Source organism: Rhodococcus sp. 5G237, assembly GCF_053764735.1.
On the sequence record NZ_JBSNCD010000002.1, the window covers coordinates 575955 to 600684 of the forward strand.

Genomic DNA, 24730 nt, shown 5'->3' on the forward strand with positions numbered 1-24730 from the left:
GCTACTTCAGCAGGCGGGACATCCGCCGGTCGGCGAGGACCTTCCCTCCGGTCTGGCAGGTCGGGCAGTACTGGAACGAACGATCGGTGTAGGAGACCTCGCGGACGGTGTCGCCGCACACCGGGCACGGCTCACCGGTGCGTCCGTGCACGCGCAGCCCCGACCGTTTCTCGCCCTTGAGGCGCGCCGCGTCCTGCCCGACCGAGCGCGTGACGGCATCGGTGAGAACCGACCGCATCGCCCCGTACAGGGCCGTCACCTCGTCGTCGGTGAGCTTTCCGGCGGTCGCGAACGGCGACTGCTGAGCGACGTGCAGGATCTCGTCGGAGTAGGCGTTGCCGATGCCCGCGAGAACCTTCTGATCGGTGAGCAGCGTCTTGAGGCGTGAGGTGCTGTCGGTCAGGAGCTCGGCGAACTCGTCGCGGGTGAGGGCGAGCGCGTCGGGGCCGAGGCGGGCGATGCCGGGCACCTGCTGCGGATCGTCGACGACCCAGACCGCGAGGCGCTTCTTCGTGCCGGCCTCGGTGAGATCGAAGGCCGGTGTCGTCGCGTCGGGGGCGAACAGGTGCACGCGGAGGGCGAGCGGACCGCGACCGAGTTTCGGGGGAGTGTGCGACGGTTCGTCGAGCCAGCGCAACCAGCCGCCGCGGGACAGGTGCGTGATCAGGTGCAGCCCCGAGCAGCCGATCGCGAGGAACTTGCCGAAGCGCGCCGCTCCGGTGATGTCGCGTCCCTGCAGCGCCGTGATCGGCGGGTCGGCCGTCTGCAGCACGCTCAGCGCCGCGACGTCGATGCGTCCGACGACGCTGCCGACCGCGTGCTCGCGCAGGAACACCGCAAGTGCTTCCACCTCGGGGAGCTCGGGCATGGGAACAGGCTACGGTCGCCGGGCCGTTCGCGGGTGGCGACGGACACCATCACGTCACCGATAGACTGCGCTCGTGACTGTGTCGACGCCCTACGAAGACCTGCTGCGCCTGATCCTCGAGACCGGCGCGGAGAAGGCCGACCGTACCGGAACCGGCACGCGGAGCCTGTTCGGCCACCAGATGCGCTTCGATCTGTCCGAGGGCTTCCCGCTGATCACCACGAAGAAGGTGCACCTGAAGTCCATCGTCTACGAGCTGCTGTGGTTCCTGCGCGGCGACTCCAACGTCAAGTGGCTGCAGGAGCACGGCGTGACGATCTGGGACGAGTGGGCCGCACCCGACGGCGATCTCGGCCCGGTCTACGGCGTGCAGTGGCGCTCGTGGCCGACCCCCGATGGGCAGCACATCGACCAGATCGGCCAGGTGATCGAGACCCTGCGCAACAATCCCGACTCGCGGCGCATCCTCGTCTCGGCGTGGAACGTGGCCGAGCTCGACAGGATGGCGCTCATGCCGTGCCACGCCTTCTTCCAGTTCTACGTGGCCGACGGCAAGCTCAGCTGCCAGCTCTACCAGCGCAGCGCCGACATGTTCCTCGGCGTGCCGTTCAACATCGCCAGCTACGCGCTGCTCACCCACATGGTCGCGCAGCAGACCGGACTCGAGCCGGGAGAGTTCATCTGGACCGGCGGCGACTGCCACATCTATTCGAACCACATCGAGCAGGTCACCGAGCAGCTCACCCGCGATCCGTATCCCTACCCGACGCTGAAGCTACACCCGCGCGACTCGATCTTCGACTACCGCTACGAGGACGTCGAGGTCGTCGGTTACCGGCACCACCCGGCGATCAAGGCGCCGGTGGCCGTCTGATGGGGGATGTCACCCTCGTCTGGGCCCAGGCACACGACGGTGTGATCGGCCGCGACAACACCATTCCGTGGCACATCCCCGAGGACATGGCGTTCTTCAAGGACGCCACGATGGGCAAGCCGGTGATCATGGGCCGGCTCACCTGGGACTCGCTCCCGGTGAGATTCCGGCCGCTGCCGGGACGCCGGAACATCGTCGTCACCCGCAACGTCGAGTGGTCGGCCGAGGGCGCCGAGACCGCGATGAGCCTCGAGGACGCGTTGACGCTCGCCGGTGAGGACGAGGTCGTCGTGATGGGCGGGGGCCAGATCTACGCGCAGGCGATGCCGTTCGCGACTCGGCTGCTCGTGACCGAGGTCGACCTCGACGTCGTAGGAGATGCGACCGCACCTCCGATCGGGCCCGAGTGGGCGGCGGAACCCGGGGAATGGATGACGTCCACCAAGGGAATCAGGTTCCGCTGGATCCGGTACGCGCGAAGCTGAGTTCTCGCGGCGGCATCTGAGCGATACTGCGGTACATGGACAAGCTCTCGTTGACCGCCCTGGCACGGCAGCAGCTCAAACTCGCAGCGGCGTCCAGCAGCGGACGCAGCTCCCAGACGGTTTTCGGTGGGCATACCAAGCACCTGCGGCAGACCGTCGTCGCGTTGCTCGCCGGCCACGAACTCGGCGAGCACGACAGCCCCGGCGAGGCGACCCTGCAGGTGCTGTCGGGTCAGCTCCAGCTCGTCGCGGGCAACGACGTGTGGAAGGGTTCGGCGGGCGACATGATCATCATCCCGCCGGTCCGGCACAGCGTCAGCGCCATCGAGGACGTCGCCTTCCTGCTCACCGTCGCCAAATAGCGGCGCTCACTGCACGCACCGAGTAGCGGTGCTCACTGCACGCACCGAGTAGCGGTGCTCATTGCACGCACCGAGTAGCGGTGCTCATTGCACCGGTGCCGGAGCGGTGTACCCGCGGTAGCCCTCCCACGCGAGTCGGCGCTCGCGGCGCGGATCGTGCTCGATGCGCGTGGCCTCGTCGAAAATCACTGTCGCGCGGTCCTTCTCGTCGTAAGGCGGCCACGACGGCAGTGGTTCACCGTGCCGGGCCACGTTCAGCCACTGGCGCTGCATCGCCTCGGCGACCGTGCGCAGGCCGCGTCGCCCACCGAGTGCCGTGAGCGCCCGCCCGAGCGGTTCGCCGGTCTGGTCGAAGACCGCGAGCAACTCCACGGCGTGCGTCGCGTCGAAACCCGTCCACCGCAGCAGTCGCGGCGCGAGATCGAAGCGGTACATGAAGGTCGGCGCGAAACGCGAATGCGCCTGCGCGATCTGCACGGACGGATACCAGAAGGTGAGGTCGCCGCCGAGATCGATCGCGGCACGCTCGTCCGGATATCCCGGATAGACCGCCGTGATGCGATCCTTCGCCTCGGGATCGGTCGCGGCGAACAGTGCGTCGATCCGCCGCGGGTTCGTCGGCAGCGCGTCGAGGAACTTCGGGAACAGTGCGCCCTCGCGGTCGTTCGTCCCGAGCACGAGCGGAACGGGATGCGCCACGCCCGTCTCGTACGCCTCGAGCGGCTGGAGCGGAACGAAATCGCCGTCGACGACCGGACCGAAGGGATGCAGACCGGGGGTCGCGCGCAGCACCTGCGCCCCGAGTCGCGATCCCACCCGCCCGAGTTCGACGGGGGAGGCGTCGAGCAGCGCCCGCGCCGCGGTATCCGGGTCGGCACCGAGCAGTTCGACGAACTTCCGGCCCCATTCGGCAGAGCGGTCGGAGGTGACGACGAGATTCGGCGCCGGGCTCTGTGCGATCGCGGCGGAGAACAGTCCGCGCGCGGCGGGTGTCGCGAGCAGGGTCGTCACGGAGGTGCCGCCGGCGGACTCGCCGAAGATCGTCACGTTGTCGGGGTCGCCGCCGAAGGCCGCGATGTTGCGCTGCACCCATTCGAGCGCCGCCACCTGGTCGCGCAGACCGAGATTGGAATCGAATCGGACCGAATCGGTGGAGAAGGACCCGAAGTCGAGATAGCCGAGCGCTCCGAGGCGGTAGTTGATCGACACGTAGACGACGTCGCCACGTCGGACCAGCGACTCGCCGCCGTAGACCGACAGGGCACTCGTGCCGAGGGTGAAGGCGCCGCCGTGGATGAACACCATGACCGGTCGCGGTGCATGGACCCGACCGGCGGGGGCGAGCACGTTGAGGGTCAGGCAGTCCTCGTCGGGACGCACGCGCACCCCGCGACGACCGGTCTCGGCGTAGCGCGGACGCTGCGGGGCGGCATTGCCGAACTGCGTCGCATCGCGCACCCCCGTCCAGGGCTCGACCGGTTGCGGCGCGCGCAACCGCAGCGGACCGACCGGGGGAGCGGCGTAGGGGATGCCGCGCCAGGCGAGGAGGTCGCCGAGCCGGGTGCCGCGGACGGTCCCGTCTGCGAATGTGACGTGGGTCTCGGGCGTCATGCTCCGCACTGTACGTGACGGCGCGTCACGGTAGCCGTCGCATCCACCGTCGAGGTCACCAGGAGTAGGCCTCGAGTCCCCGATCTGCGAGCTCGGCCCGGACGTAGGTGCGCAGCGTCGCGGCGTCGGGGAAGCGGTCCTCGTCGAGGGCGACGAACGCGAGGGTGTACCGCTCGTCGGTGTGGCAGGCGTAGACCGACAGGCGGGTCGCGGTGCGGGCCGGCCGGGTGTCGAGTCCCGGGTGCATGGCGCGCATCGCGATCCCGGTGGTGCGGTACGGGCCCAGCGTGGTGAGTTCGCGGGGCACTGCGCCGATGTTGGAACACAACAGGTCCCGCTCACCGGCACCGCGCGCGACGCGGGCGGCGATCCGGTCGGGGAGAAGCTGCAGGATATCGGCCGGCATGTTGTGCGGCGCGCCCTCCCGCGGCTGCGAGTAGGCGTGCGCGGCGCGGGCACGGATCGACGCGACGGTGTCGCCGTCGTCGACGGTGATCCCCACCATCGACACGCCGTTGGAGACGGTTCCGTCCTTCCGGTCGTCGACCGGAACGGAGATGCGCACGGGGAACGGGATCCGGGCGCGTCGGGCGACACCGGCGGACACGGCGATCAGCAGGGCGTTCGGGCTGCCGTCCTCCGCGGCGGCGACGGCCTTCCACTGCGCCGCGTCGACGTCGACGAGCGCGGTGCGCGGTCGCGAGCGCACCGTCTGCGGAGCGGACGGTTTCTCCGTGCGGGGCGTGTACTTCACGCGGCGCAGCCCGCTGCCGACCTTCCGGAACAACTGCATCGCATCGCGCAGGTCGGACTGGCGACCGGGGTCGGGTCGTCGCGGCCGGTCGGCGAGCGCGTCGGCGACCGCGCGGACGAATCCCCGCGCGTCGGTCAGCACGTGCGAGCACACGATCGACAGTGCGGTGCCGCCGCTCGTGAGTCGGGTCGCGGCGAGGGCCCAGCCGGGACCGAGCTCGGGATCGACGTCCACGTTCGCGTGCTCGTCGGCCCAGGCGAGGAGCTCGTCGTCGGGGATGGGGGTCGCGGGATAGCGCAGCGGATGGACGTGCGTGTTCGGTTCGAATCGGGGGCGTGCGCCGGGAACCCGGGGACGGACCACGCGACGCCCGAGCGGGCCTTCGGACAGCACGTCGTGAAGGGACAGCAACAGGGTCGCGTCCACGGTCTCGTCGGTGCGCCACAGACCCTGCATCACCGACGGCAGGCCGGTTCCTTTGTGGCGGTGGAGGAACATCTCGTCCACGACGCTCAGGCGATTCACAATCCCGACCGTAGCGCCGACCGTTGACCGAAGCACTGAACCGAGGTTCAATTCTTGGTGTGGCGTACCGGCGGACACCCGCAGTGCAGGAGCGACTCGACGCGCAGCGCGAGGCGATCGCCGCTGCCGCCGTGGCTCTGCTCAGCGAGCGCGGATACAGCGGATTGTCCGTCTCGGCAGTCGCCGAACGGGCCGGTGTCGCCACCGGCAGCGTCTACCGGCACTACGTCGACAAGTCCGATCTCATGGTGCGGATCTTCCGGGAACTGTGCGGCCGGGAGGTCGAGGCCGTGACGTCCGCGGCCGCAACCGGATCCGGTGCCGACCGGGTGACCGCGGTGGTCGACACCTTCTCCCGCCGTGCGCTGCGCAATCCCACCCTCGCCTACGCGCTGCTCGCCGAACCGGTCGACGCCGCGGTCGACGTCGAACGGCTCGTGCTGCGCCGCGCCTTCGCGGCGGCCTTCGCGAACGCCGTGCGCCACGGCATCGCAACCGGTGAATTTCCCGAACAGGACGTCGAACTCACCGCCGCCGCGCTCGTCGGGGCCGTCGGTGAGGTGCTCACCGGCCGCCTTCCCGGCGCGGCCGATGGTCGCCATTGCGACAGCGCGGCCAGATCCACTGTCCCCGACCTCGTCGCGCTCGCACTGCGCGCGGCGGGGTACCTGTCTTCCGGAACGACCCAGGAGTGAAGCCGTGAATTTCCCCGCCACCCACGAGGTGTTCAATCAGGTACCGGACCTCGAGCCCTACCGGGCCGCCGACGACCCCGCCCTCCTCGAAGGACTGCGCCGCGAAGGAGCGAGCTGGGCCGAGGACGAGGTCCGCGAACTCGGCGCCCTCGTCGGCACTGCCCGTGCCCAGGACTGGGGGCGGCTCGCCAACGAGTACCCGCCCGTGCTGCACACCCACGACCGCTACGGCCACCGCGTCGACGAGGTCGAGTTCCATCCGCACTGGCACGACCTGATGACCGTCGCCGTCGAGAACGGCCTGCACGCGGCACCCTGGCGCGACTCGCGTCCCGGCGCGCACGTCGCCCGCGCCGCGAAGTTCTACGTGTGGGGCCACACCGACGCCGGGCACATGTGCCCGATCTCGATGACCTACGCCGCGGTCCCGGCGCTGCGCCACAACGCCGAACTCGCCGAGCGCTACGAGCCGCTGCTGGCCGCGCCGCACTACGATTTCGGGCTGCGCGAACCCTCCACGAAACGTGGTCTCATCGCGGGGATGTCGATGACCGAGAAGCAGGGTGGTTCCGACGTCCGCGCCAACACCACCACCGCGACCCCCAACGCGGACGGTTCGTACACGATCGTCGGGCACAAGTGGTTCACCTCCGCGCCGATGTCCGACCTGTTCCTCACGCTCGCGCAGACCGAGCACGGACCGTCGTGCTTCCTGCTCCCGCGTGTCCTGCCCGACGGCACCCGCAACGCCATCCGCATCCAGCGGCTGAAGGACAAGCTCGGCAACAAGTCGAACGCCTCCTCCGAGATCGAGTACGAGAACGCGATCGGCTGGCTCGTCGGCCCGGAAGGTCGCGGCATCAACACCATCATCGAGATGGTGAACATGACGCGACTCGACTGCGTCATCGGCTCGGCCGTGAACATGCGGGTCGCGACGCTGCGCGCGGTCCACCACGCCCGCCATCGGAAGGCGTTCGGCGCGGTGCTCGTCGACCAGCCGCTCATGCGCAACGTCCTCTCCGATCTCGTCGTCGAATCCGATGCGGCGACGACGATGATGATGCGCCTGGCCGGAGCCACCGACCGCGCCGCCGGAGACGAGCAGGAGGCCGCCCTGCGCCGCATCGCGCTGGCCGTCACCAAGTACTGGGTGTGCAAGCGGGCTCCCGCGGTCGCCGCCGAAGCTCTCGAATGTCTCGGCGGCAACGGCTACGCCGAGGAGTCCGGCATGCCGCGGCTCTATCGCGAGTCGCCGCTCATGTCGATCTGGGAAGGATCCGGCAACGTCGCGGCACTCGACGCATTGCGCGCCATGGCCCGGCAGCCCGACACCGTCGAGGCGTTCTTCACCGAGGTCGGGCTCGCGGAAGGAGCCGATCCGCGGCTCGACTCGGCCATCGCCCGGGTCGGCAAGGAACTCGCCGATCTCGAGGACGCCGAGTACCGGGCACGGCGGGTCGTGGAGCTCATGGCCCTGGTCCTGCAGGGCGCGCAGCTCGTCCGGCACGGGCATCCCGCCGTCGCGGAGGCCTTCTGCCGCAGCCGGCTCGACGACGACTGGGGCATCGCGATGGGCACACTGCCGACCGGCGTGGACACCGCCGCGATCCTCGACCGGGTCTGACGGCGCGGGTCCGATCGTGCGGCGCTGTCACCTGTCTCAGGTCGCGGGCATACTGGAATACGTCCTGCGAGGAATCGACCACGGGTGGAGCCCGTCATGATCGGCAGCAACGAATGGTGGGAGTGGGGTCGGCAGATCGCACTCGCGGTGACCGAGCCGCATGCACTGCACCGTGCCCGCATGATCGTGCGCGGCGTCGTCGCCGAGTCCGAGGCGGTGAGCGACAGCCGCCGGGGCGACGCCGAGATCCACTCCGTCAACCTCGCGCAGGGCACTCCGGTCACGATGAGCCCCCGACTGGCCTCGATGGTGCGGTCGGCGCTGTGGGCGGCCCGCATGACGGGCGGGGCCATCACCCCGGTCGACTCCGACGACGCCTCCGTCGATGCCGGAGCCATCCCGCCGATCCATCCCATCCCCACCTACCGCGACGTGCAGATCGACGGAGACGTCGTGCTCGCTCCCTTCGGGGTGAGCCTCGAACTCGGTGCGACGGCCGTGGCCGATACCGTCGACTACTCCGCGGCGCTCGTCGCGAACCTGCTCGAATGCGGGGCGCTCGTGCGCATCGGCGACGTGATGGCCACCGCGGGGCACGCGCCGGCCGGGGGATGGCAGGTGCCGCTCCCGGATCGAGGGTCGGTCGAACTGCCGGCCGGATCGGCCATGGCGTCGCACACCAGCGACGTCGCCGACCCCGAGCGGTGGCGTCTCGTCAGCGTCATCGCTCCCGACGCGGTGTGGGCCGATGCGGCCGCGGCCACGGCGTTGCAGCGGGGGATCGGAGCCCTGTCGTGGCTCGAGCAGTACGACCTGCCGGCGCGTCTCGTCGATACGCACGGACGGGTCCGGACCACCACGGCCTGGTCCGATCCGAAGGCTGCTTGATCTCTCGAGCAGGATGCGGTCAGGCTCCGTCGCGGAGGCGGCGGTAGACCTCGATCAGATGGTCGGTGGACGCGTCCCCGGTATCGGGGGTCTCCTCACCTGCGAGCACCGCCTGCAGGGCGGTGGCCTGGGTCTTGCCGAGCTCGACACCCCACTGATCGAACGAATCGATCCCCCACACAATGCCCTGGACGAAGGTCTGGTGCTCGTAGAACGCGATGATCTGCCCGACCACCGACGGGGTCAGTTCCGGGGCGAGGATCGTCGTCGACGGCCGATCGCCGGGCATCACCTTGTGCGCCACCACCGCCTCGTCGACGCCTTCGGCACGCACCTCGTCGGCATCACGGCCGAAGGCCAATACTTTGGCCTGGGCGAACATGTTCGCCAGCACCAGCACCTGCATGCTGGTCTGCCCATCGCGGGCCGGCAGATCGTCGCCGCAACGGGCCAGGCCGAGGAAGTCGACGGGGACGATCTCGGTGCCCTGGTGCAGCAACTGGAAGAAGGCATGCTGACCATTGGTACCGGGCTCACCCCAGAACACTTCTCCGGTCGGACACGAGACCGCGGTGCCGTCGGCGCGCACGGACTTGCCGTTCGATTCCATCGTCAGCTGCTGCAGATAGGCCGGCAACCGCGCCAGATCCTGCGCATAGGGCACCACCGCGCGCGAGCGATAACCGAGGACGCTCGCATTCCACACCCCGATCAACCCCGCCAACAGCGGTGCGTTCTGTGCCGGGTCGGCGGTGGCGAAGTGTTCGTCGATGGCGTGCATGCCGGCGAGGAACTCGCCGAACCGCTGCCGGCCGATGGCGCACATGACCGCCAGCCCGATCGCCGAACCCACCGAATAACGCCCACCGACCCAGTCCCAGAACTCGAACATGTTCGCCGGATCGATGCCGAACTCGACCACCCGCTCCGTGTGCGTCGACACCGCCACGAAATGCTGGGCCACCGCATCCTCGCCCAATGTGTCGACGAGCCAGCGGCGCGCGGCGGTGGCGTTCGACAGGGTTTCGAGGGTGGAGAAGGTTTTCGACGCGACGATGAACAAGGTGGTGGCCGGGTCCAGATCGGCCAGCGCCGCGGTCAGATCCGCCGGGTCGACGTTGGAGACGAACCGCGCCGCCGGCCCGTCGTGAAAACGCCGCAGCGCGCGGGTGACCATCGCCGGGCCGAGATCGGAGCCACCGATGCCGATGTTGACCACCGTGGCGATCTTCTCGCCGGTGGCGCCGCGCCAGTCGCCGCTGCGGAGGCGGTCGGTGAACTGGCCCATCCGGTCGAGCACGGCGTGAACGTCGGCGACGACATCGACCCCGTCCACGATCAGTGCCGCATCGCGGGGCAGGCGTAGGGCGGTGTGCAGCACCGCGCGGTCCTCGGTGACGTTGATGTGCGCACCCGAGAACATCGCCTCCCGAGCCGCGGCGATCCCCGCGGTGTCGGCGAGTTCCAGCAAGGCCTGCAGGACGGGGGTGTCGAAACGCTGCTTACTGAAATCGATGACCAGATCCCCGGCAGGGATCGTCAACGCCGAGACCCTCTCGGGTTCGGAGGTGAACAACTGCCGCAGCGACACCGATTCGAGCCGGTCGCGATGGTCTTCCAGAGCTTTCCACGGTGCCGTTGCGGTTATGTCGCTCATGTCGTCGACAGTAGTGCGCCCCGACACGGTGCGCCCGGTGTGCGACTGTGTGCCCCGGTGTGTGACGAAGGGATCCCTCGGTTTCCCGCAGCGAGCGACCGCGGCGCGCATGATGGGGCATATGGATGCTGCAGAACTGATTCGGTCCGTCCCCACCGACCTGTTCCTCGGCGGTGAATGGGTGGCGGCCGAGAACGGAGCCACCTTCGGAGTCCACGATCCTGCGACCGGCGACGAACTCACCCGCGTCGCCGATGCCGCGCCCGGTGATGCCCTACGGGCCCTCGATGCGGCCGTCGCAGCCGGTCCGGAATGGGCCGCGACCCCGCCGCGCGAACGCGCCGAACTGCTGCGGGCCGTGTGGCAGAAGATCACCGAGCGCGCCGACGACTTCGCGCTGCTCATGACGCTCGAGATGGGTAAGGCGCTGCCGGAGAGCCGATCGGAGGTGACCTACGGTGCCGAATTCCTGCGATGGTTCTCCGAGGAGGCGGTTCGCATCGCCGGTCGCTACACGCCCGCCCCGGCCGGCACCGGACGCGTTCTCGTGACGAAACAACCGGTCGGTCCCTGCCTGGCGATCACGCCGTGGAACTTCCCCCTCGCGATGGGAACCCGCAAGATCGGTCCCGCCCTCGCCGCGGGATGCACGATCATCGTCAAGCCCGCGTCCGAGACACCCCTCACGATCCAGCTGCTCGCGCAGCTCTTCGACGAGGCAGGACTGCCCAAGGGTGTCCTGTCGGTGCTGCCGTCCTCGCATGCCGGGGAGGTCACCGGTCCGCTCCTCGAAGATCCCCGGCTGCGCAAGCTCACCTTCACCGGCTCCACCGAGGTCGGGCGCATGCTCGCCGAGAAGGCCGGTCGTTCGCTGCTGCGCACCTCGCTCGAACTCGGCGGCAACGCGCCGTTCGTCGTCTTCGAGGACGCCGATCTCGACGCCGCGGTCGAGGGCGCGGTGGCAGCCAAGCTGCGCAACGGGGGAGAGGCCTGCACGGCCGCGAATCGCTTCCACGTCCACAATTCGGTGCGCGACGCCTTCGTCGCCAAGCTCACCGAACGCATGGCGTCGTACAAGCTCGGGCCGGGAACGGACCCCGACGCGACGCTGGGCCCCCTGGTCAACGAGAACCAGAAGAAGACCGTGATCGAACTCGTGCAGGACGCGGTGTCGGCGGGCGCTTCGGTGCGCCTGGGCGGTGAACCCGCGGACGGACCGGGATGGTTCTACCCGGCCACCGTCCTCGACGACGTGCCGAAGCAGGCCCGCATCCTGCAGGAAGAGGTGTTCGGGCCGGTCGCGGCCGTCACCGGCTTCGACACCGAGGAGGAAGCGCTCGCGGCGGCGAACGACACCCGCTACGGGCTCGCCGCCTACATCTTCACGCGCGACCTCGACCGGGCACTGCGCGTGTCGCATGCGCTCGAAACGGGCATCGTCGGTGTGAACCGCGGCGTCGTCTCGGATGTCGCGGCCCCGTTCGGCGGAATCAAGGATTCCGGGCTGGGACGCGAGGGCGGTACCGAGGGCATCGAGGAATTCCTCGAGACCAAGTACATCGCCCTGCAGTAAGGAGCGAGTTCAGCGATGGGCTGGACGGCCTCGCCGTCAGTGCCCCAGGCGGCCACGCCCGAGGCGGAGCAACAGCATCGCCAGGGTGTGGCCTTCCTGACCCAGCTCGCTGAACCGCTCGAGGACCTTCATCTCGCGGCTGTGCACGAGACGGGTACCGCCGGACGCCATGCGGGTACGCCCGATCATGCGGGAGACCTCGGTGCGCCGCTTGACCGCGGCCAGGATCTCGGCGTCGAGACGATCGATCTCCTTGCGGAGTTCCTCGATCTCGGCCTCGGTGGGCACTCCGGTGTCGTCGGCCGCGGCCGGTGTTCCGGCGTTCGCCTGGCCCGGCTCGCCGGAAAGGGAAGAATCGATGTGCGTGCTCATGTCGTCTCCTCGCATCTGCTCTGAAGGATCGCCCGTATGGGAGCGGCTGTTACCGGTATCGGGTCGGGCCGGCGGTCGGGAATCGACAGCGACAACCGGAACTCGATCCGAGCCTGCAAAGGACAGAAGACATGGCCTCCAGTTTGCCACTCACCCTGCAGGCCCTGCCACTCGGCTCGATCGACTGTGTGGTCCGGATCCGTTGTCCGAACGGTCCGGTAGTTTGGTGAAACGATGAACACTCCCGTCGCGCTCGCAAACTCCCGCCCCGGATCCGATGCTCTTCTCGAAGGGCTCAATCCGCAGCAGCGGGAAGCGGTCACGCACGAAGGGGCCCCGCTGCTGATCGTCGCGGGCGCGGGCTCCGGCAAGACTGCGGTGCTCACGCGTCGCATCGCCTATCTGTTGGCCGAGCGCGGCGTCGTCCCTGGTCAGGTGCTCGCCATCACGTTCACCAACAAGGCCGCGGCCGAGATGCGCGAGCGGGTGGCGGCCCTGGTGGGGCCGCGCGCGAATGCGATGTGGGTCTCGACCTTCCACTCGAGCTGCGTCCGGATCCTGCGCGCGCAGGCGGGTCTGCTGCAGGGCATGAATTCGAATTTCACGATCTACGACGCCGACGATTCCCGTCGTCTGCTCACGATGATCGCGAAGGATCTCGAACTCGACAGCAAGAAGTACTCCGCCCGACTGCTGTCCACGCAGATCTCGAACCTCAAGAACGAACTGATCGGGCCGGAAGAAGCCGCCCACGAGGCGGAGACCGATTCGGCGGCCACCGAACTCACCCGTGTCGTCGCCCGGGTCTACGCGCACTACCAGCAGCGCCTGCGCACGGCGAACGCCTTCGACTTCGACGATCTCATCGGCGAGACGGTGGCGCTGCTGCAGGCTCATCCGCAGGTCGCCGAGTACTACCGGCGCCGGTTCCGTCACGTGCTGGTCGACGAGTACCAGGACACCAACCACGCGCAGTACGTGCTGGTGCGCACCCTCGTGGGCGATCCGGAGGAGGAATCCGCGGTTCCCCCGAGCGAACTGTGCGTGGTGGGCGACGCCGACCAGTCGATCTACGCCTTCCGCGGAGCCACGATCCGCAACATCGAGGAATTCGAGCGCGACTATCCGCAGGCCCGCACGATCCTGCTCGAACAGAACTACCGCTCCACCCAGAACATCCTGTCGGCGGCCAATTCCGTCATCTCCAAGAACACGGGTCGCCGCGAGAAGCGGCTGTGGACCGATTCGGGCGAGGGCGAACTCATCACCGGCTACGTCGCCGACAACGAGCACGACGAGGCGCGGTTCGTCGCCGCCGAGATCGACCGGCTCGTCGACGGCGGCGACACCACCTACTCCGACATCGCGGTGTTCTACCGCACCAACAACGCCTCCCGCGCGTTCGAGGACGTCTTCATCCGGCACGGGGTGCCCTACAAGGTCGTCGGCGGTGTGCGGTTCTACGAGCGCAAGGAGGTGCGCGACATCGTCGCGTACCTGAAGGTGCTCGACAACCCCGACGACACGGTGAGTCTGCGCCGCATCCTCAACACCCCTCGCCGCGGTATCGGCGATCGTGCCGAGGCGTGCGTGGCGGTGCACGCCGAGCGGCTCGGTGTCAGCTTCGGGCAGGCCCTCGCCGACGCCGCAGCCGGCAAGGTCGCGTTGCTGAACACGCGGGCGCAGAAGGCGATCGCCGGTTTCGCCGAGATGATGGACGATCTGCGGGCGATGCTCGTCGCGAGCGACGCCGACGGCAACGACATGGTCGACATCGGCGACGTCGTCGAGGCGATCCTCGAACGCACCGGATACAGCGCCGAGTTGTCGGCGAGCGACGATCCGCAGGACGGCGCCCGCCTCGACAACCTCCACGAACTCATCAGTGTGGCAAGGGAATTCAGCGCCGACGTCCGTAATGCGGCCGGGATCGTCGACGACGAACGCGAAGAGGGCGATCCCGAACCGGGATCGCTCGCGGCCTTCCTCGAGAAGGTTTCGCTCGTCGCCGACGCCGACCAGATCCCGGAGAACGAGGCCGGTGTGGTCACGCTGATGACGCTGCACACCGCAAAGGGCCTCGAGTTCCCGGTCGTCTTCGTCACCGGTTGGGAGGACGGCCAGTTCCCGCACATGCGTGCCCTGGGTGATCCGGCCGAACTGTCCGAGGAACGGCGACTCGCGTATGTCGGCATCACGCGCGCCCGGCGTCGTCTCTACCTCACGCGCGCCGTGCTGCGGTCGTCCTGGGGGCAACCGCTCACCAATCCGGAATCCCGCTTCCTGCAAGAGATTCCGCAGCACCTCATCGACTGGCGACGCCTCGAGCCCACACCCGCGCGTGGGCAGGCGATCGGCTCGGGCACGGGTTCGCGCTTCGGTGCGGGCGAGCGGCGCGGTTCGTCGGGAACACCGAGTTTCGGTGCGGCGCGCGGACGCAACAATCAGTTGGTGCTCGATGTCGGCGATCGCGTCAGTCACGACAAGTACGGTCTCGGAACGGTTCTCGAAACCCGGGGGTCGGGACCCACGGCCACCGTCGTGATCGACTTCGGAAGTGCCGGCAAGGTACGGCTGATGCTCGTCGGCGGTGTGCCGATGATCAAGCTGTGATGCCCTGAAAGCCTGTGGCAGGCGCGGATTCGCATGCAGAAGCGGGTCCGCGCCGAAGCGGGAAAGAGGGTGGAGCGGGACGCAGCGCCGAACGTACGGCGGCGAGGTCGGTCAGTCGCGCTGGATGCCGAGGGCGATACCGCGGGTGGCGAGCCACGGGACGGGGTCGATCTTGTCGACGCCGTTGAGGTGCACCTCGAAGTGCAGGTGCGGGCCCGTGGAGAAACCGCGGTTGCCCATGGTGGCGATCTGGTCGCCGGCCATGACGTGCTGACCCACGGTCACCAGCGACTGGTCGATGTGCCCGTACACGGTGACGGTGCCGTCGGCGTGGAGGAGCCGGACCCACATGCCGAAGCCGGAGGCCGGGCCGGAATCGATGACCTCGCCGTCTGCGACCGCGAGGATCGGGGTTCCGATGGGGCCTGCGATGTCGACGCCGGCGTGGAGCGTGCCCCAGCGGGCGCCGAAGTTCGAGGTGAACGACCCTACGGCGGGGAGAACGAAGAGGGGGCGGCGGGCCGCGGCCTCGCGCGCAGCGCGTTCCTCGCTGAACCGCTGGCCCTTGGCCAGGAGATTCGAGAACTGCGACAGGTCGTTCGGGTCGGCGATGTTGAGCACCTGCGGGGCCTGCGAGGGCTCGGCGTCGGCGCTCGGCGCGAACTGCGCTGCCTGGGGCACTGCGGTGGCCGTGATGATCGAGGAATCGGCTTCGCCGGCGGCGAGAGCGACCTCGGAGTGCTCGGTGTTCTGTCCCGGACCACCGTTGGCTGCGGCCTGGCCCGCGGCGACCACGGCGCCTGCGGCGACCGCGAAGACCGCGGCGCGACCCTTGAGGGCGGTGGGGGGAGTGGGAAGTCGATGGGCTCCACCGCGGGATGCGGGAGCGGTGACGTCGGTGCTCTCGTCGGGACGATCCTGCGCGAAGCGGTCGTCGCGGACGGCGTGGCCGAAGGAGTCGGAGTAATAGGTGGGCTCGGGACCGGGGCCGGTGTTGCGGAAGTCCATCGTGGCGGCTTCCCAGGCGTTCCAGTCTTCGGGTGCCGATTCGGGACGGCGGGTTCGGCTCTCGGCACTCGGATTACCAGAGCGCATCGCCATCCTCCGTTCGTGACCTCATCGTTACTTCGACCAGGCGACGGTAACGAAGCGATCGCAGGGGTGGCAAGCCGTAGTTCGTCCGGCGGACGTTATGTGAGTGGCATCACAGTGCAAACCGGGGCAAATTGGGACATGCCCCAGCCGGCGGCGTCCCAAACACTGTTTTCCGACATGTCACGAGTCCGTTGCGTCGCGGCAGCGTGGGATCCGGTGTCGGAGGGCGAGTGGGTACCTGTCATTCTGAACCGAGTGCTCCGCTCGAACGTGGCGTCCGCCACGTTCCGGGAGGGGAACTGCGAAGTCGTTCCCGGACCTACGCGCGCGTGACCTGTGCCACATGGGACTGCCGCGCGTGATCCGCGGCCCGGCCGAGAAACTAGAGTCCGAAACGACCCGCTCGATACCCCGGAGCGGGCGTGAACGCAGACGAGACGGTGAGCAGATGGATCTCTTCGAATATCAGGCGAAGGAACTCTTCGCCAAGCATGACGTGCCGACGTCGGCCGGCCGTGTTACCGACACTGTCGCCGGTGCCCGCGAGATCGCGGAGGAAATCGGCAAGCCGGTCATGGTCAAGGCCCAGGTCAAGGTCGGCGGCCGCGGCAAGGCCGGTGGCGTGAAGTACGCCGCCACCGCAGACGACGCGCAGACCCACGCCGAGAACATCCTCGGCCTCGACATCAAGGGTCACATCGTCAAGAAGCTCCTGGTCGCCGAGGCCAGCGACATCGCGGAGGAGTACTACATCTCCTTCCTGCTCGACCGCACCAACCGCACCTACCTGGCCATGTGCTCGGTCGAGGGCGGCATGGAGATCGAAGAGGTCGCCGCCACCAAGCCGGAGCGCCTCGCCAAGGTCCCCGTCGACGCCGTCAAGGGCGTCGACCTCGCGTTCGCGCGTGAGATCGCCGAGAAGGGCCACCTGCCCGCCGAGGTCCTCGACGCCGCGGCCGTGACCATCCAGAAGCTGTGGGAGGTCTTCGTCAAGGAAGACGCTCTCCTCGTGGAGGTCAACCCCCTCGTCCGCACCCCGGACGACCAGATCCTCGCCCTCGACGGCAAGGTCACCCTGGATGCCAACGCCGACTTCCGTCAGTCCGGCCACGCCGAGTTCGAGGACAAGGACGCCACGGATCCCCTCGAGCTCAAGGCCAAGGAGAACGACCTCAACTACGTCAAGCTCGACGGCGAGGTCGGCATCATCGGTAACGGCGCCGGCCTGGTCATGTCGACCCTCGACGTCGTCGCCTACGCAGGCGAGAAGCACGGCGGCGTCAAGCCCGCCAACTTCCTCGACATCGGTGGCGGCGCCTCCGCAGCCGTCATGGCCGCCGGTCTCGACGTCATCCTGAACGACGCCCAGGTCAAGAGCGTGTTCGTCAACGTCTTCGGTGGCATCACCGCGTGCGACGCGGTCGCGAACGGCATCGTCAAGGCCCTCGAGATCCTCGGCGACGAGGCCAACAAGCCGCTGGTCGTCCGCCTCGACGGCAACAACGTCGACGAGGGTCGCCGCATCCTCGCCGAGGCCAACCACCCGCTGGTCACGGTCGTCGCCACCATGGACGAGGCTGCCGACAAGGCGGCCGAACTCGCCTTCGCAGCGAAGTAAAGGGACACACAGAACAATGGCAATCTTCCTTACCAAGGATTCCAAGGTCATCGTCCAGGGCATCACCGGCGGCGAGGGCACCAAGCACACCGCGCTCATGCTCAAGGCCGGCACCCAGGTCGTCGGCGGCGTGAACGCCCGCAAGGCCGGCACGACGGTCTCGCACACCGACAAGGACGGCAACCCGGTCGAGCTTCCCGTCTTCGGCTCCGTCGCCGAGGCCATGAAGGAGACCGGCGCCGACGTCTCGATCGCGTTCGTTCCCCCGGCCTTCTCGAAGGACGCCATCGTCGAGGCCATCGACGCGGAGATCCCGCTGCTCGTGGTCATCACCGAGGGCATCCCCGTGCAGGACTCCGCCTACGCCTGGGCCTACAACGTCCAGAAGGGCAACAAGACCCGCATCATCGGCCCCAACTGCCCCGGCATCATCACCCCGGGTGAGGCGCTCGTCGGCATCACCCCGGCGAACATCGCCGGCAAGGGCCCGGTCGGCCTCGTCTCCAAGTCGGGCACCCTGACCTACCAGATGATGTTCGAGCTGCGCGAGTACGGCTTCTCGACCGCCATCGGCATCGGCGGCGACCCGGTCATCGGCACCACCCACATCGACGCCATCGAGGCGTTCGAGAAGGACCCGGAGACCAAGGTCATCGTCATGATCGGCGAGATCGGCGGCGACGCCGAGGAGCGCGCGGCCGACTACATCAAGGCCAACGTGACCAAGCCGGTCGTCGGCTACGTCGCGGGCTTCACCGCTCCCGAGGGCAAGACCATGGGCCACGCCGGCGCCATCGTCTCGGGCTCCTCGGGCACCGCTCAGGCCAAGAAGGACGCCCTCGAGGCGGCCGGCGTGAAGGTCGGCAAGACGCCGTCCGAGACCGCTGCGCTCGCTCGCGAGATCCTGCAGTCGCTCTGACAGCAGCGTCGCCTTCCGTGCGCGCCTTCCGGTGGCTTTCGCCAGCGGAAGGCGCGCACGCGCTTTTTCCGGCGTAGACCCGGTCAGATGTCGATCCAGTCGACTCCCGCGGGTTCGAGTTCGCCCGCCCCGGACGTCAGCGACGCCACCCAGCCCTCCAGTTCGCTCCGCTCACGCCCCGCGACGGTGAGGACCACCCGGTCCGCATAAGCGACGTCGAGCACCGCGACCCCGCGCCCGCGCAGTTCCGCCTCCACGCGACCCGCCTCGCCGTGATCGATCGCGAGGGTGAACTTCTCCTGCTGCCTGCGCTCGACGAGGGGTGCCTCGTCCAAGGCCGTCGCGACCGCACCCGAGTACGCGCGCACCAGCCCGCCCGCGCCGAGCTTGATCCCCCCGAACCACCGGGTCACCACCACCGCGACGTTCACGAGATCCCGGTGGTGCAGAACCTGCAGCATCGGGATGCCGGCCGTGCCGCCCGGCTCCCCGTCGTCGCTCGACCGCTCGGCGCGCGCCGCCGGGTCGTCACCCACCACGAACGCCCAGCAATGGTGTCGGGCATCGGGATACAGTCGGCGTTGTTCGTCGACGAAGGCGAGCGCGGCGTCGGCCGTGTCGACACGACGAACCGCCGCGAGGAAACGCGAGTGCTTCACCTCCGTCTCGACCACGACGTCGGGGCCCGGGGCGAGAGTGTGCGGCATGGACCCCATTCTCTCGGGTAGTCCCTAGGCTGTTGACTGCAGGACGAGTGACCGACACACACCGATCGACGGCAGGAGAATCGATGACATTCCCCGCAGGCGCATCCGCCCAGAGCAAGGTGGTGCCGTTGCTGCTGCCACTCGCGGTGGCCGTGCTCGGTGCCGTGAACTTCCTGCTCGGCCTCACACCCTTCGTGAACATCACCTTCGGCTCGCAGGTGGCGCTCACGTCCTTCGACTTCGGCTTCGCCGTCGTGCCGCTGGCCTTCCTGCTCTTCGGCGGTGTGAGTGCGGCACTGTCGTTGCTCCCCGGCCAGGACCTGCGTGCCGTGGCCGTCGCGGCGTCGGGCGTCGGTTTCGTGACATCCCTGTTCCAGCTGTTCCATCTGCCCGAGGACACCGGGATCGCGTGGGGCGGCGTGACGATCCTCGTCCTCGGTTTCCTGCAGTTCGCGCTGGCGCTCGTCGCGCTGCTGTTCGGCCTCGGCATCCTCGTGTCCGGCCGGTCGGGTGAGCGGAGTTCCTTCGGGTCGCCACAGGGTGCCGGGCAGTACCAGGGATTCGGGACCGGTGCGGGAACCGGTCAGCCCCAGGGCTCGGGTTCACCGCAGGGTTACGGCTCGCCGCAGGGTTACGCCCCGCAGGGATACGGCCAGCCCTACGGCTCGCAGCAGGGAGTCACCGGAGGGCAGTCCCAGTTCGGTGCGCCGCATCCCGGCCACCAGGCGTATCCCGGGCAGCAGACGTCGGGGGAGTACTCCGGCGCGCAGCAGTATTCGGGGTCGCAACAGTACAGCGGGTCCCAGCAGTATCCGGGCGCCCAGCAGTACGGCGGGCAGCAGTACAGCGGAGCCCAGCAGTTCCCGGGCGCTCAGCAGTACGGCGGGGGAGCACAGTATCCCGGTGCCCAGCAGTATGGCGCCGGCCAGCAGTACACCGGTGCGCAGCCGACCCAGCAGTACCCCGTCCAGGAACCGCACGGCGCTCAGGACTCGACGGACCACACCGACACCCGAGCGGACGGCACAGCCACCCGAGCGGACGACACAGCCACCCGAGCGGACGGCACAGTGTCCGATGACGACACGGCGGGCACGGAACGTCGCGAGGAGACCGGAACCACTGCGGCCGGCGACCAGGACGCCACGCAGGCCTTCCGCGCACCGGACGACCAGCGGTGATCGGCGCGCCTGACACCACGATCGCCGTGTCGGTGACACTCTCGAACCGATGACTTCGACGCTCGGCCGGTCCACCCGGCACGTTCCCACCGACGACGACAGCCTGGACCCGGAGCGGTTCCGCATCCTGCTCGGCACCGCGGCCCGCGTTCCGGCGGTGACGCTCGCCGTCGTGGCCACCATCGTGGTGACGACGATGGTCGTCGCCAACAGCGATCTCACCGGCATCTACGCCGCGATCGCCGGCACGTGGCTCGCACTGCACCAGGTGACGCTCACGATCGACGGCACGTCGCTCGGCGTGCTGCCGCTGCTGCCCACCGCGGTTCTGGTGTGGCAGGCGGCGCGGGGATGCGCGTCCGCGGCCGACGCGCTCGTCGAGAACAGTGGGTATGCCCTCGATCGTCAGGACGTCTCGCGCATCACCGTCGCCGTCCTCGCCGGCCCGCTGCTCGTGACCGCGGCGTCGCTGATCGTGCTGCAGGATGCGGCGAGCGTGCTGCCGGTGACGCCTCCGAATGCAGCTGCCGCGCTCACGTGGGTGACCGGCATCTACCTCGTCGCGGCCCTCATCGGCATCGGCTCCCGTGTGTGGAAGCCGCTGGTGCGGTACTACTCGGCGCCCGATTGGCTCGTGCTCGCCTTCCGTCCGGCGCTGCGGGTGCTGCTGGGGATGTTCGCCCTCGGCGGGGTGGTGGTCGTCGCGGGACTGCTGTGGTCGTGGAACGTCGTCGGTGAACTGCTCGCGCGCGGGGACCACTGGACCGGTGTGCTGGGTCTGACGGTGATGTCGATCCTGTACCTGCCCAACGTCATCATCGGTGCCGCGGCCGTCCTGGCGGGCAGCACCGTGCACTTCGGCGACATCCACCTGAGCCTGTTCGAGGCGACGGGCGGCGACCTCCCGGCGCTGCCGGTGCTCGCGGCGGTCCCCTCGGGCCCGGCCGCAGCGTTCTGGCCGGTGCTGCTGGCCGTTCCGGCGACGATCGGTGCGCTGCTCGGACGTTTCGCCGCGCAGCGAACCCTGCAGGCGAAGGCCGACGGTGCCCCGGTGGGCAGCGCCGACGCTTCATGGACGGTGCTCGCTGCCGCAGCGGGCGCCGGACTCGTCACGGCGCTGGCGACCTGGGTCGCGGGCGGCCCGCTCGGCGTCTTCGGCACGGTCGGCGCCAACTGGTGGCTCGCCGGAATCCTCGTCTTCGCCTGGTCGGGCCTGCTCGGCATCATCACGGCCCAGCTGCTCGTGTGGCGCGAAGGTCGACTGGCCGCGGCGGCATTGCGCGCCGACACCGAGGTGGCCGAGGAGACCTCGGAGGACGCGGCGGACGACACCGCTGATGCAGGAGCCGACACAGAACTCGAGGCGCCCGAGGGCGAGACCCCGGCACTCGAGGCTCCTGTGGCAGAGGACGCCGATGACGCGGATGCCGACGACGAGGAGGAATCCTCGGTCGAGGACACCACCGCCGCCGAGCGCGAGGTCGCAGAAGTCGACGGGGACGAAGCCGCCGCAGTCGATGAGGACGAGGCTGCCGAGGACGACGCGGAGAGCCTCGAGGACGATGCGGACGCCGACGACGTCATCGACGCCGAGGTGGTCGAGGTGGTCGACGAGGATGACGCCGAGGACGAGGGCGAGCCCGACGAGGAGGTCGCGAACAAGGCCGAAAAGGGCGCCGACTAGGCTCTCCTACGGCCGGTCGATCGGCCGACCCACCTCGACTTCACAGGAGTGGACCCTGACTGCCTCGCGTGACCAGCTGCCGCCCACCGCGCCGGCGCGGCTCGTCGTCCTCGCCTCGGGCACGGGCAGCCTCTTGCGTTCGCTGCTCGACGCCACCCGAACCGACGGATATCCCGCGACGGTCGTCGCTGTCGGTGTCGATCGCCAATGTCCCGCCGAAGGGCACGCCGCCGACGAAGGCATCCCGTCGTTCCGCGTCGCATTGCGCGACTTCGAGGACCGCACTTCGTGGGACCGCGCGCTGACCGACGCGGTCGCCGCCCACGAACCCGACCTCGTGGTGTCCGCGGGCTTCATGAAGATCCTGGGTTCGGCCTTCCTCGAGCGGTTCGCCGGCCGCATCATCAACACTCATCCCGCGCTACTGCCGTCGTTCCCCGGCGCGCACGCCGTTGCCGACGCCCTTGCCTACGGCGTCAAGATCACCGGTTCGACGGTGCATCTCGTCGACGGGGGCGTCGACACAGGCCCGATCCTCGCGCAGGAAGCCGTGCAGGTGCTCGACGACGACGACGAGGACACCCTGCACGAGCGCATCAAGGTTGTGGAGCGACGGCTGCTGGCCGAGATGGTCGCCGCCGTCGCCACCCGTGGAGTTGTTTCCGATGGACGAAAGGCCGTGATCCCCGGTGACCGAACGTAAGACTGTGCGCCGCGCGCTGGTCAGCGTGTACGACAAGAGCGGGCTGGTGGAGCTGGCGACAGGGCTCCACGCGGCAGGTGTCGAGCTGGTCTCGACCGGCTCCACGGCCAAGACCATCGCCGACGCAGGCGTGCCGGTGACGAAGGTCGAGGAACTGACCGGCTTCCCCGAGTGCCTCGAAGGCCGGGTGAAGACCCTGCACCCGCGCGTGCACGCCGGCATCCTCGCCGACACCCGCAAGCAGGACCACCTCGACCAGATCGCCGATCTGGGCATCGAGGCGTTCGAGCTCGTCGTCGTGAACCTCTACCCGTTCACGCAGACGGTCGCCTCGGGTGCGAGCCCCGACGAGTGCGTCGAGCAGATCGACATCGGTGGCCCGTCGATGGTGCGCGCCGCGGCGAAGAACCACCCGTCGGTTGCGGTCGTCGTCGACCCGGCTGCCTACGGTGACGTGCTCGCCGCCGTCGAGGGTGGCGGTTTCACCCTCGAGCAGCGCAAGCGTCTTGCCGCGCAGGCGTTCCAGCACACCGCCGCCTATGACGTCGCGGTGGCGAGCTGGATGAACAGCGGTTACGCGGCGCCCGAGGGCGACGAGTCGCAGTTCCCGGCGTGGACCGGCGCGACCTGGACCCGCTCGAACGTCCTTCGCTACGGCGAGAACCCGCACCAGGCCGCGGCCCTGTACGTGAACGAGGCGGGCGAGCCGGGGCTCGCGCAGGCCGAGCAGTTCCACGGCAAGGAGATGTCCTACAACAACTACCAGGACGCCGACGCCGCTTGGCGCGCCGCGCACGATCACAGCGAGCCGTGTGTCGCGATCATCAAGCACGCCAATCCGTGCGGCATCGCGATCGCCGACGACATCGCCACCGCGCACCGCAACGCGCACGAGTGCGATCCGGTCTCGGCCTTCGGTGGCGTCATCGCCGCGAACCGTGAGGTGAGCGTCGAGATGGCCGAGCAGGTCGCCGAGATCTTCACCGAGGTGATCATCGCCCCGTCGTACGCCGACGGTGCCGTCGACGTGCTCTCCCGCAAGAAGAACATCCGCATCCTGCGCGCCGATTCGCCGAAGTCGGCTCCGGTCGAGATCCGTCAGATCTCCGGCGGACTGCTCCTGCAGGAGCGCGACGTGCTCACCGCGGACGGCGACTCCACCGCCAACTGGCAGCTCGCGTGCGGCGAGGCCGCCGACGAGGCCACGCTGCGCGATCTCGAATTCGCCTGGCGCGCATGCCGTGCCGTGAAGTCCAACGCGATCCTGCTGGCCTCGGGCGGCGCGACCGTCGGTGTGGGCATGGGTCAGGTCAACCGCGTCGACTCGGCGCGACTCGCCGTGACCCGTGCGGGCGATCGTGTCGCCGGGTCGGTGGCCGCGTCGGATGCCTTCTTCCCGTTCGCCGACGGTCTGCAGGTGCTGACCGAGGCCGGCGTGAAGGCGATCGTGCAGCCGGGTGGCTCGGTGCGCGACAACGAGGTCATCGAGGCCGCTCGCGAGGCCGGCGTGACGCTGTACCTCACCGGCGCACGGCACTTCGCGCACTAGTCACGAACACCACGCGCGGCACCCGCGCGCACCGTCGCTCAGGCGGCGTGCGCGTGGGTGCCGTTGTCGTGTGCGGTGGGTTCGACGGTGCGCTTGCCGCGGCCCTCGGAGATGACCAGCTTGGCGGCGCCACGGTCGAGCAGTTCGCGGATGAGATCCGCGGAGGCGGCGCCGCTCTCGGTACCGCCGACCCGGCTCAGGTCGATGGTGATGGCGTGACCGGTGAGGTCGTCGGGCAGTTCGGTCGACACGGTGCCGCCGGATTCGATTCGCAGTTTCATGGTGTTTCTCCTGTCGAGGTGATCTTGTACGGGTCGCGGTCGGGGATAGAGAAAGGGCACCCGGGGCGTATGTGCCCCGAGTGCCCGAG

At 69.0% G+C, this 24730-nt stretch carries 22 protein-coding genes; 14 read left to right on the forward strand and 8 right to left on the reverse strand.

Going from position 1 to position 24730, the window contains the following annotated elements:
• Position 1: 1 nt before the first annotated feature.
• Positions 2-868, reverse strand: coding sequence for an Fpg/Nei family DNA glycosylase (locus ACWPOC_RS06095; RefSeq protein ID WP_230791948.1), 867 nt, complete (start codon positions 866-868; stop codon positions 2-4).
• A gap of 73 nt (positions 869-941) precedes the next feature.
• Between ACWPOC_RS06095 and ACWPOC_RS06100 the strand changes: the two genes are divergently transcribed.
• From ACWPOC_RS06100 to ACWPOC_RS06110, 3 genes are read left to right on the forward strand one after another with little or no spacing between them, the layout of a single operon-like run.
• Positions 942-1742, forward strand: a complete 801-nt coding sequence (locus ACWPOC_RS06100) for a thymidylate synthase (RefSeq protein ID WP_159416502.1) — start codon at positions 942-944, stop codon at positions 1740-1742.
• Entirely contained in the window at positions 1742-2227 is a 486-nt protein-coding gene (locus ACWPOC_RS06105; RefSeq protein ID WP_455408193.1) for a dihydrofolate reductase, read from the forward strand. The genes ACWPOC_RS06100 and ACWPOC_RS06105 overlap by 1 nt, the downstream gene beginning before the upstream one ends.
• 35 nt (positions 2228-2262) lie before the next feature.
• On the forward strand, positions 2263-2589 hold the full coding sequence (locus ACWPOC_RS06110; RefSeq protein ID WP_059381704.1) for a cupin domain-containing protein: 327 nt from the start codon (positions 2263-2265) through the stop codon (positions 2587-2589).
• 84 nt (positions 2590-2673) lie between these two features.
• Here ACWPOC_RS06110 and ACWPOC_RS06115 read toward each other — a convergent pair whose 3' ends face one another.
• A complete protein-coding gene (locus ACWPOC_RS06115) occupies positions 2674-4200 on the reverse strand; it encodes a carboxylesterase/lipase family protein (protein ID WP_455408194.1) in 1527 nt (508 codons plus the stop codon).
• A 55-nt stretch (positions 4201-4255) separates the two neighbouring features.
• A complete protein-coding gene (locus tag ACWPOC_RS06120) occupies positions 4256-5479 on the reverse strand; it encodes a hypothetical protein (protein WP_120281641.1) in 1224 nt (407 codons plus the stop codon).
• A 59-nt stretch (positions 5480-5538) separates the two neighbouring features.
• Between ACWPOC_RS06120 and ACWPOC_RS06125 the strand changes: the two genes are divergently transcribed.
• From ACWPOC_RS06125 to ACWPOC_RS06135, 3 genes are all read left to right on the forward strand, one after another.
• Positions 5539-6174, forward strand: coding sequence for a TetR/AcrR family transcriptional regulator (locus tag ACWPOC_RS06125; protein WP_120281642.1), 636 nt, complete (start codon positions 5539-5541; stop codon positions 6172-6174).
• 4 nt (positions 6175-6178) lie between these two features.
• On the forward strand, positions 6179-7801 hold the full coding sequence (locus ACWPOC_RS06130; RefSeq protein WP_455408195.1) for an acyl-CoA dehydrogenase family protein: 1623 nt from the start codon (positions 6179-6181) through the stop codon (positions 7799-7801).
• 96 nt (positions 7802-7897) lie between these two features.
• Positions 7898-8689, forward strand: a complete 792-nt coding sequence (locus tag ACWPOC_RS06135) for an FAD:protein FMN transferase (protein WP_174246926.1) — start codon at positions 7898-7900, stop codon at positions 8687-8689.
• Positions 8690-8708: 19 nt separating this feature from the next.
• Here ACWPOC_RS06135 and pgi read toward each other — a convergent pair whose 3' ends face one another.
• Positions 8709-10346 carry a glucose-6-phosphate isomerase gene (gene pgi, locus ACWPOC_RS06140; protein WP_455408196.1) on the reverse strand — a complete coding sequence of 546 codons (1638 nt, stop codon included), beginning with the start codon at positions 10344-10346 and terminating at the stop codon, positions 8709-8711.
• 121 nt (positions 10347-10467) lie between these two features.
• Here pgi and ACWPOC_RS06145 point away from each other — a divergent pair, with 121 nt between their 5' ends.
• Positions 10468-11919: an NAD-dependent succinate-semialdehyde dehydrogenase gene (locus tag ACWPOC_RS06145; protein ID WP_026061403.1), complete on the forward strand. Its 1452-nt coding sequence runs from the start codon at positions 10468-10470 to the stop codon at positions 11917-11919.
• A 36-nt stretch (positions 11920-11955) separates the two neighbouring features.
• Here the strand turns inward: ACWPOC_RS06145 and ACWPOC_RS06150 are convergent, their stop codons facing one another.
• Positions 11956-12291, reverse strand: a complete 336-nt coding sequence (locus ACWPOC_RS06150; RefSeq protein ID WP_120281645.1) for a chorismate mutase — start codon at positions 12289-12291, stop codon at positions 11956-11958.
• Between the two features lie 234 nt (positions 12292-12525).
• Between ACWPOC_RS06150 and pcrA the strand changes: the two genes are divergently transcribed.
• Positions 12526-14904 (forward strand): DNA helicase PcrA, encoded by a 2379-nt coding sequence (pcrA, locus tag ACWPOC_RS06155; protein WP_455408197.1) that lies wholly within the window; start codon positions 12526-12528, stop codon positions 14902-14904.
• 111 nt (positions 14905-15015) lie between these two features.
• Here pcrA and ACWPOC_RS06160 read toward each other — a convergent pair whose 3' ends face one another.
• Positions 15016-16005: a M23 family metallopeptidase gene (locus ACWPOC_RS06160; RefSeq protein ID WP_420714477.1), complete on the reverse strand. Its 990-nt coding sequence runs from the start codon at positions 16003-16005 to the stop codon at positions 15016-15018.
• Between the two features lie 442 nt (positions 16006-16447).
• Between ACWPOC_RS06160 and sucC the strand changes: the two genes are divergently transcribed.
• Positions 16448-17617 carry an ADP-forming succinate--CoA ligase subunit beta gene (gene sucC / locus ACWPOC_RS06165; protein WP_447815654.1) on the forward strand — a complete coding sequence of 390 codons (1170 nt, stop codon included), beginning with the start codon at positions 16448-16450 and terminating at the stop codon, positions 17615-17617.
• 16 nt (positions 17618-17633) lie between these two features.
• Positions 17634-18536 (forward strand): succinate--CoA ligase subunit alpha, encoded by a 903-nt coding sequence (gene sucD / locus ACWPOC_RS06170; RefSeq protein WP_006553762.1) that lies wholly within the window; start codon positions 17634-17636, stop codon positions 18534-18536.
• An 83-nt stretch (positions 18537-18619) separates the two neighbouring features.
• Here sucD and ACWPOC_RS06175 read toward each other — a convergent pair whose 3' ends face one another.
• Entirely contained in the window at positions 18620-19243 is a 624-nt protein-coding gene (locus ACWPOC_RS06175) for an IMPACT family protein (RefSeq protein WP_455408198.1), read from the reverse strand.
• A gap of 83 nt (positions 19244-19326) precedes the next feature.
• On the opposite strand from ACWPOC_RS06175, the gene ACWPOC_RS06180 reads away from it, so the two are divergent.
• From ACWPOC_RS06180 to purH, 4 genes are read left to right on the forward strand one after another with little or no spacing between them, the layout of a single operon-like run.
• Positions 19327-20424: a DUF5336 domain-containing protein gene (locus tag ACWPOC_RS06180; RefSeq protein ID WP_455408199.1), complete on the forward strand. Its 1098-nt coding sequence runs from the start codon at positions 19327-19329 to the stop codon at positions 20422-20424.
• A gap of 49 nt (positions 20425-20473) precedes the next feature.
• On the forward strand, positions 20474-22108 hold the full coding sequence (locus tag ACWPOC_RS06185) for a cell division protein PerM (RefSeq protein ID WP_120281650.1): 1635 nt from the start codon (positions 20474-20476) through the stop codon (positions 22106-22108).
• 55 nt (positions 22109-22163) lie between these two features.
• Entirely contained in the window at positions 22164-22811 is a 648-nt protein-coding gene (gene purN, locus ACWPOC_RS06190; protein ID WP_225623810.1) for a phosphoribosylglycinamide formyltransferase, read from the forward strand.
• Complete coding sequence (gene purH / locus ACWPOC_RS06195; protein ID WP_447815650.1) at positions 22798-24360, forward strand: bifunctional phosphoribosylaminoimidazolecarboxamide formyltransferase/IMP cyclohydrolase; 1563 nt, start codon at positions 22798-22800, stop codon at positions 24358-24360. The genes purN and purH overlap by 14 nt, the downstream gene beginning before the upstream one ends.
• A gap of 38 nt (positions 24361-24398) precedes the next feature.
• Here purH and ACWPOC_RS06200 read toward each other — a convergent pair whose 3' ends face one another.
• The gene (locus ACWPOC_RS06200; RefSeq protein WP_006553768.1) at positions 24399-24641 is read right to left on the reverse strand and encodes a hypothetical protein; all 243 of its coding nucleotides are present in this window, start codon (positions 24639-24641) and stop codon (positions 24399-24401) included.
• Positions 24642-24730: the final 89 nt, after the last annotated feature.

Excerpts from the sequence above, each read along its gene's own strand:
- ACWPOC_RS06145 (WP_026061403.1), top strand. The coding sequence starts at position 10,468 with ATGGATGCTGCAGAACTGATTCGGTCCGTCCCCACCGACCTGTTCCTC.
- ACWPOC_RS06110 (WP_059381704.1), top strand. The coding sequence starts at position 2,263 with ATGGACAAGCTCTCGTTGACCGCCCTGGCACGGCAGCAGCTCAAACTC.
- sucC (WP_447815654.1), top strand. The coding sequence starts at position 16,448 with ATGGATCTCTTCGAATATCAGGCGAAGGAACTCTTCGCCAAGCATGAC.
- ACWPOC_RS06150 (WP_120281645.1), bottom strand. The coding sequence starts at position 12,291 with ATGAGCACGCACATCGATTCTTCCCTTTCCGGCGAGCCGGGCCAGGCG.
- ACWPOC_RS06115 (WP_455408194.1), bottom strand. The coding sequence starts at position 4,200 with ATGACGCCCGAGACCCACGTCACATTCGCAGACGGGACCGTCCGCGGC.
- sucD (WP_006553762.1), top strand. The coding sequence starts at position 17,634 with ATGGCAATCTTCCTTACCAAGGATTCCAAGGTCATCGTCCAGGGCATC.
- ACWPOC_RS06200 (WP_006553768.1), bottom strand. The coding sequence starts at position 24,641 with ATGAAACTGCGAATCGAATCCGGCGGCACCGTGTCGACCGAACTGCCC.
- pgi (WP_455408196.1), bottom strand. The coding sequence starts at position 10,346 with ATGAGCGACATAACCGCAACGGCACCGTGGAAAGCTCTGGAAGACCAT.
- ACWPOC_RS06180 (WP_455408199.1), top strand. The coding sequence starts at position 19,327 with ATGACATTCCCCGCAGGCGCATCCGCCCAGAGCAAGGTGGTGCCGTTG.
- ACWPOC_RS06135 (WP_174246926.1), top strand. The coding sequence starts at position 7,898 with ATGATCGGCAGCAACGAATGGTGGGAGTGGGGTCGGCAGATCGCACTC.
- ACWPOC_RS06160 (WP_420714477.1), bottom strand. The coding sequence starts at position 16,005 with ATGGCGATGCGCTCTGGTAATCCGAGTGCCGAGAGCCGAACCCGCCGT.
- ACWPOC_RS06185 (WP_120281650.1), top strand. The coding sequence starts at position 20,474 with ATGACTTCGACGCTCGGCCGGTCCACCCGGCACGTTCCCACCGACGAC.
- pcrA (WP_455408197.1), top strand. The coding sequence starts at position 12,526 with ATGAACACTCCCGTCGCGCTCGCAAACTCCCGCCCCGGATCCGATGCT.
- ACWPOC_RS06105 (WP_455408193.1), top strand. The coding sequence starts at position 1,742 with ATGGGGGATGTCACCCTCGTCTGGGCCCAGGCACACGACGGTGTGATC.
- ACWPOC_RS06095 (WP_230791948.1), bottom strand. The coding sequence starts at position 868 with ATGCCCGAGCTCCCCGAGGTGGAAGCACTTGCGGTGTTCCTGCGCGAG.
- ACWPOC_RS06175 (WP_455408198.1), bottom strand. The coding sequence starts at position 19,243 with ATGCCGCACACTCTCGCCCCGGGCCCCGACGTCGTGGTCGAGACGGAG.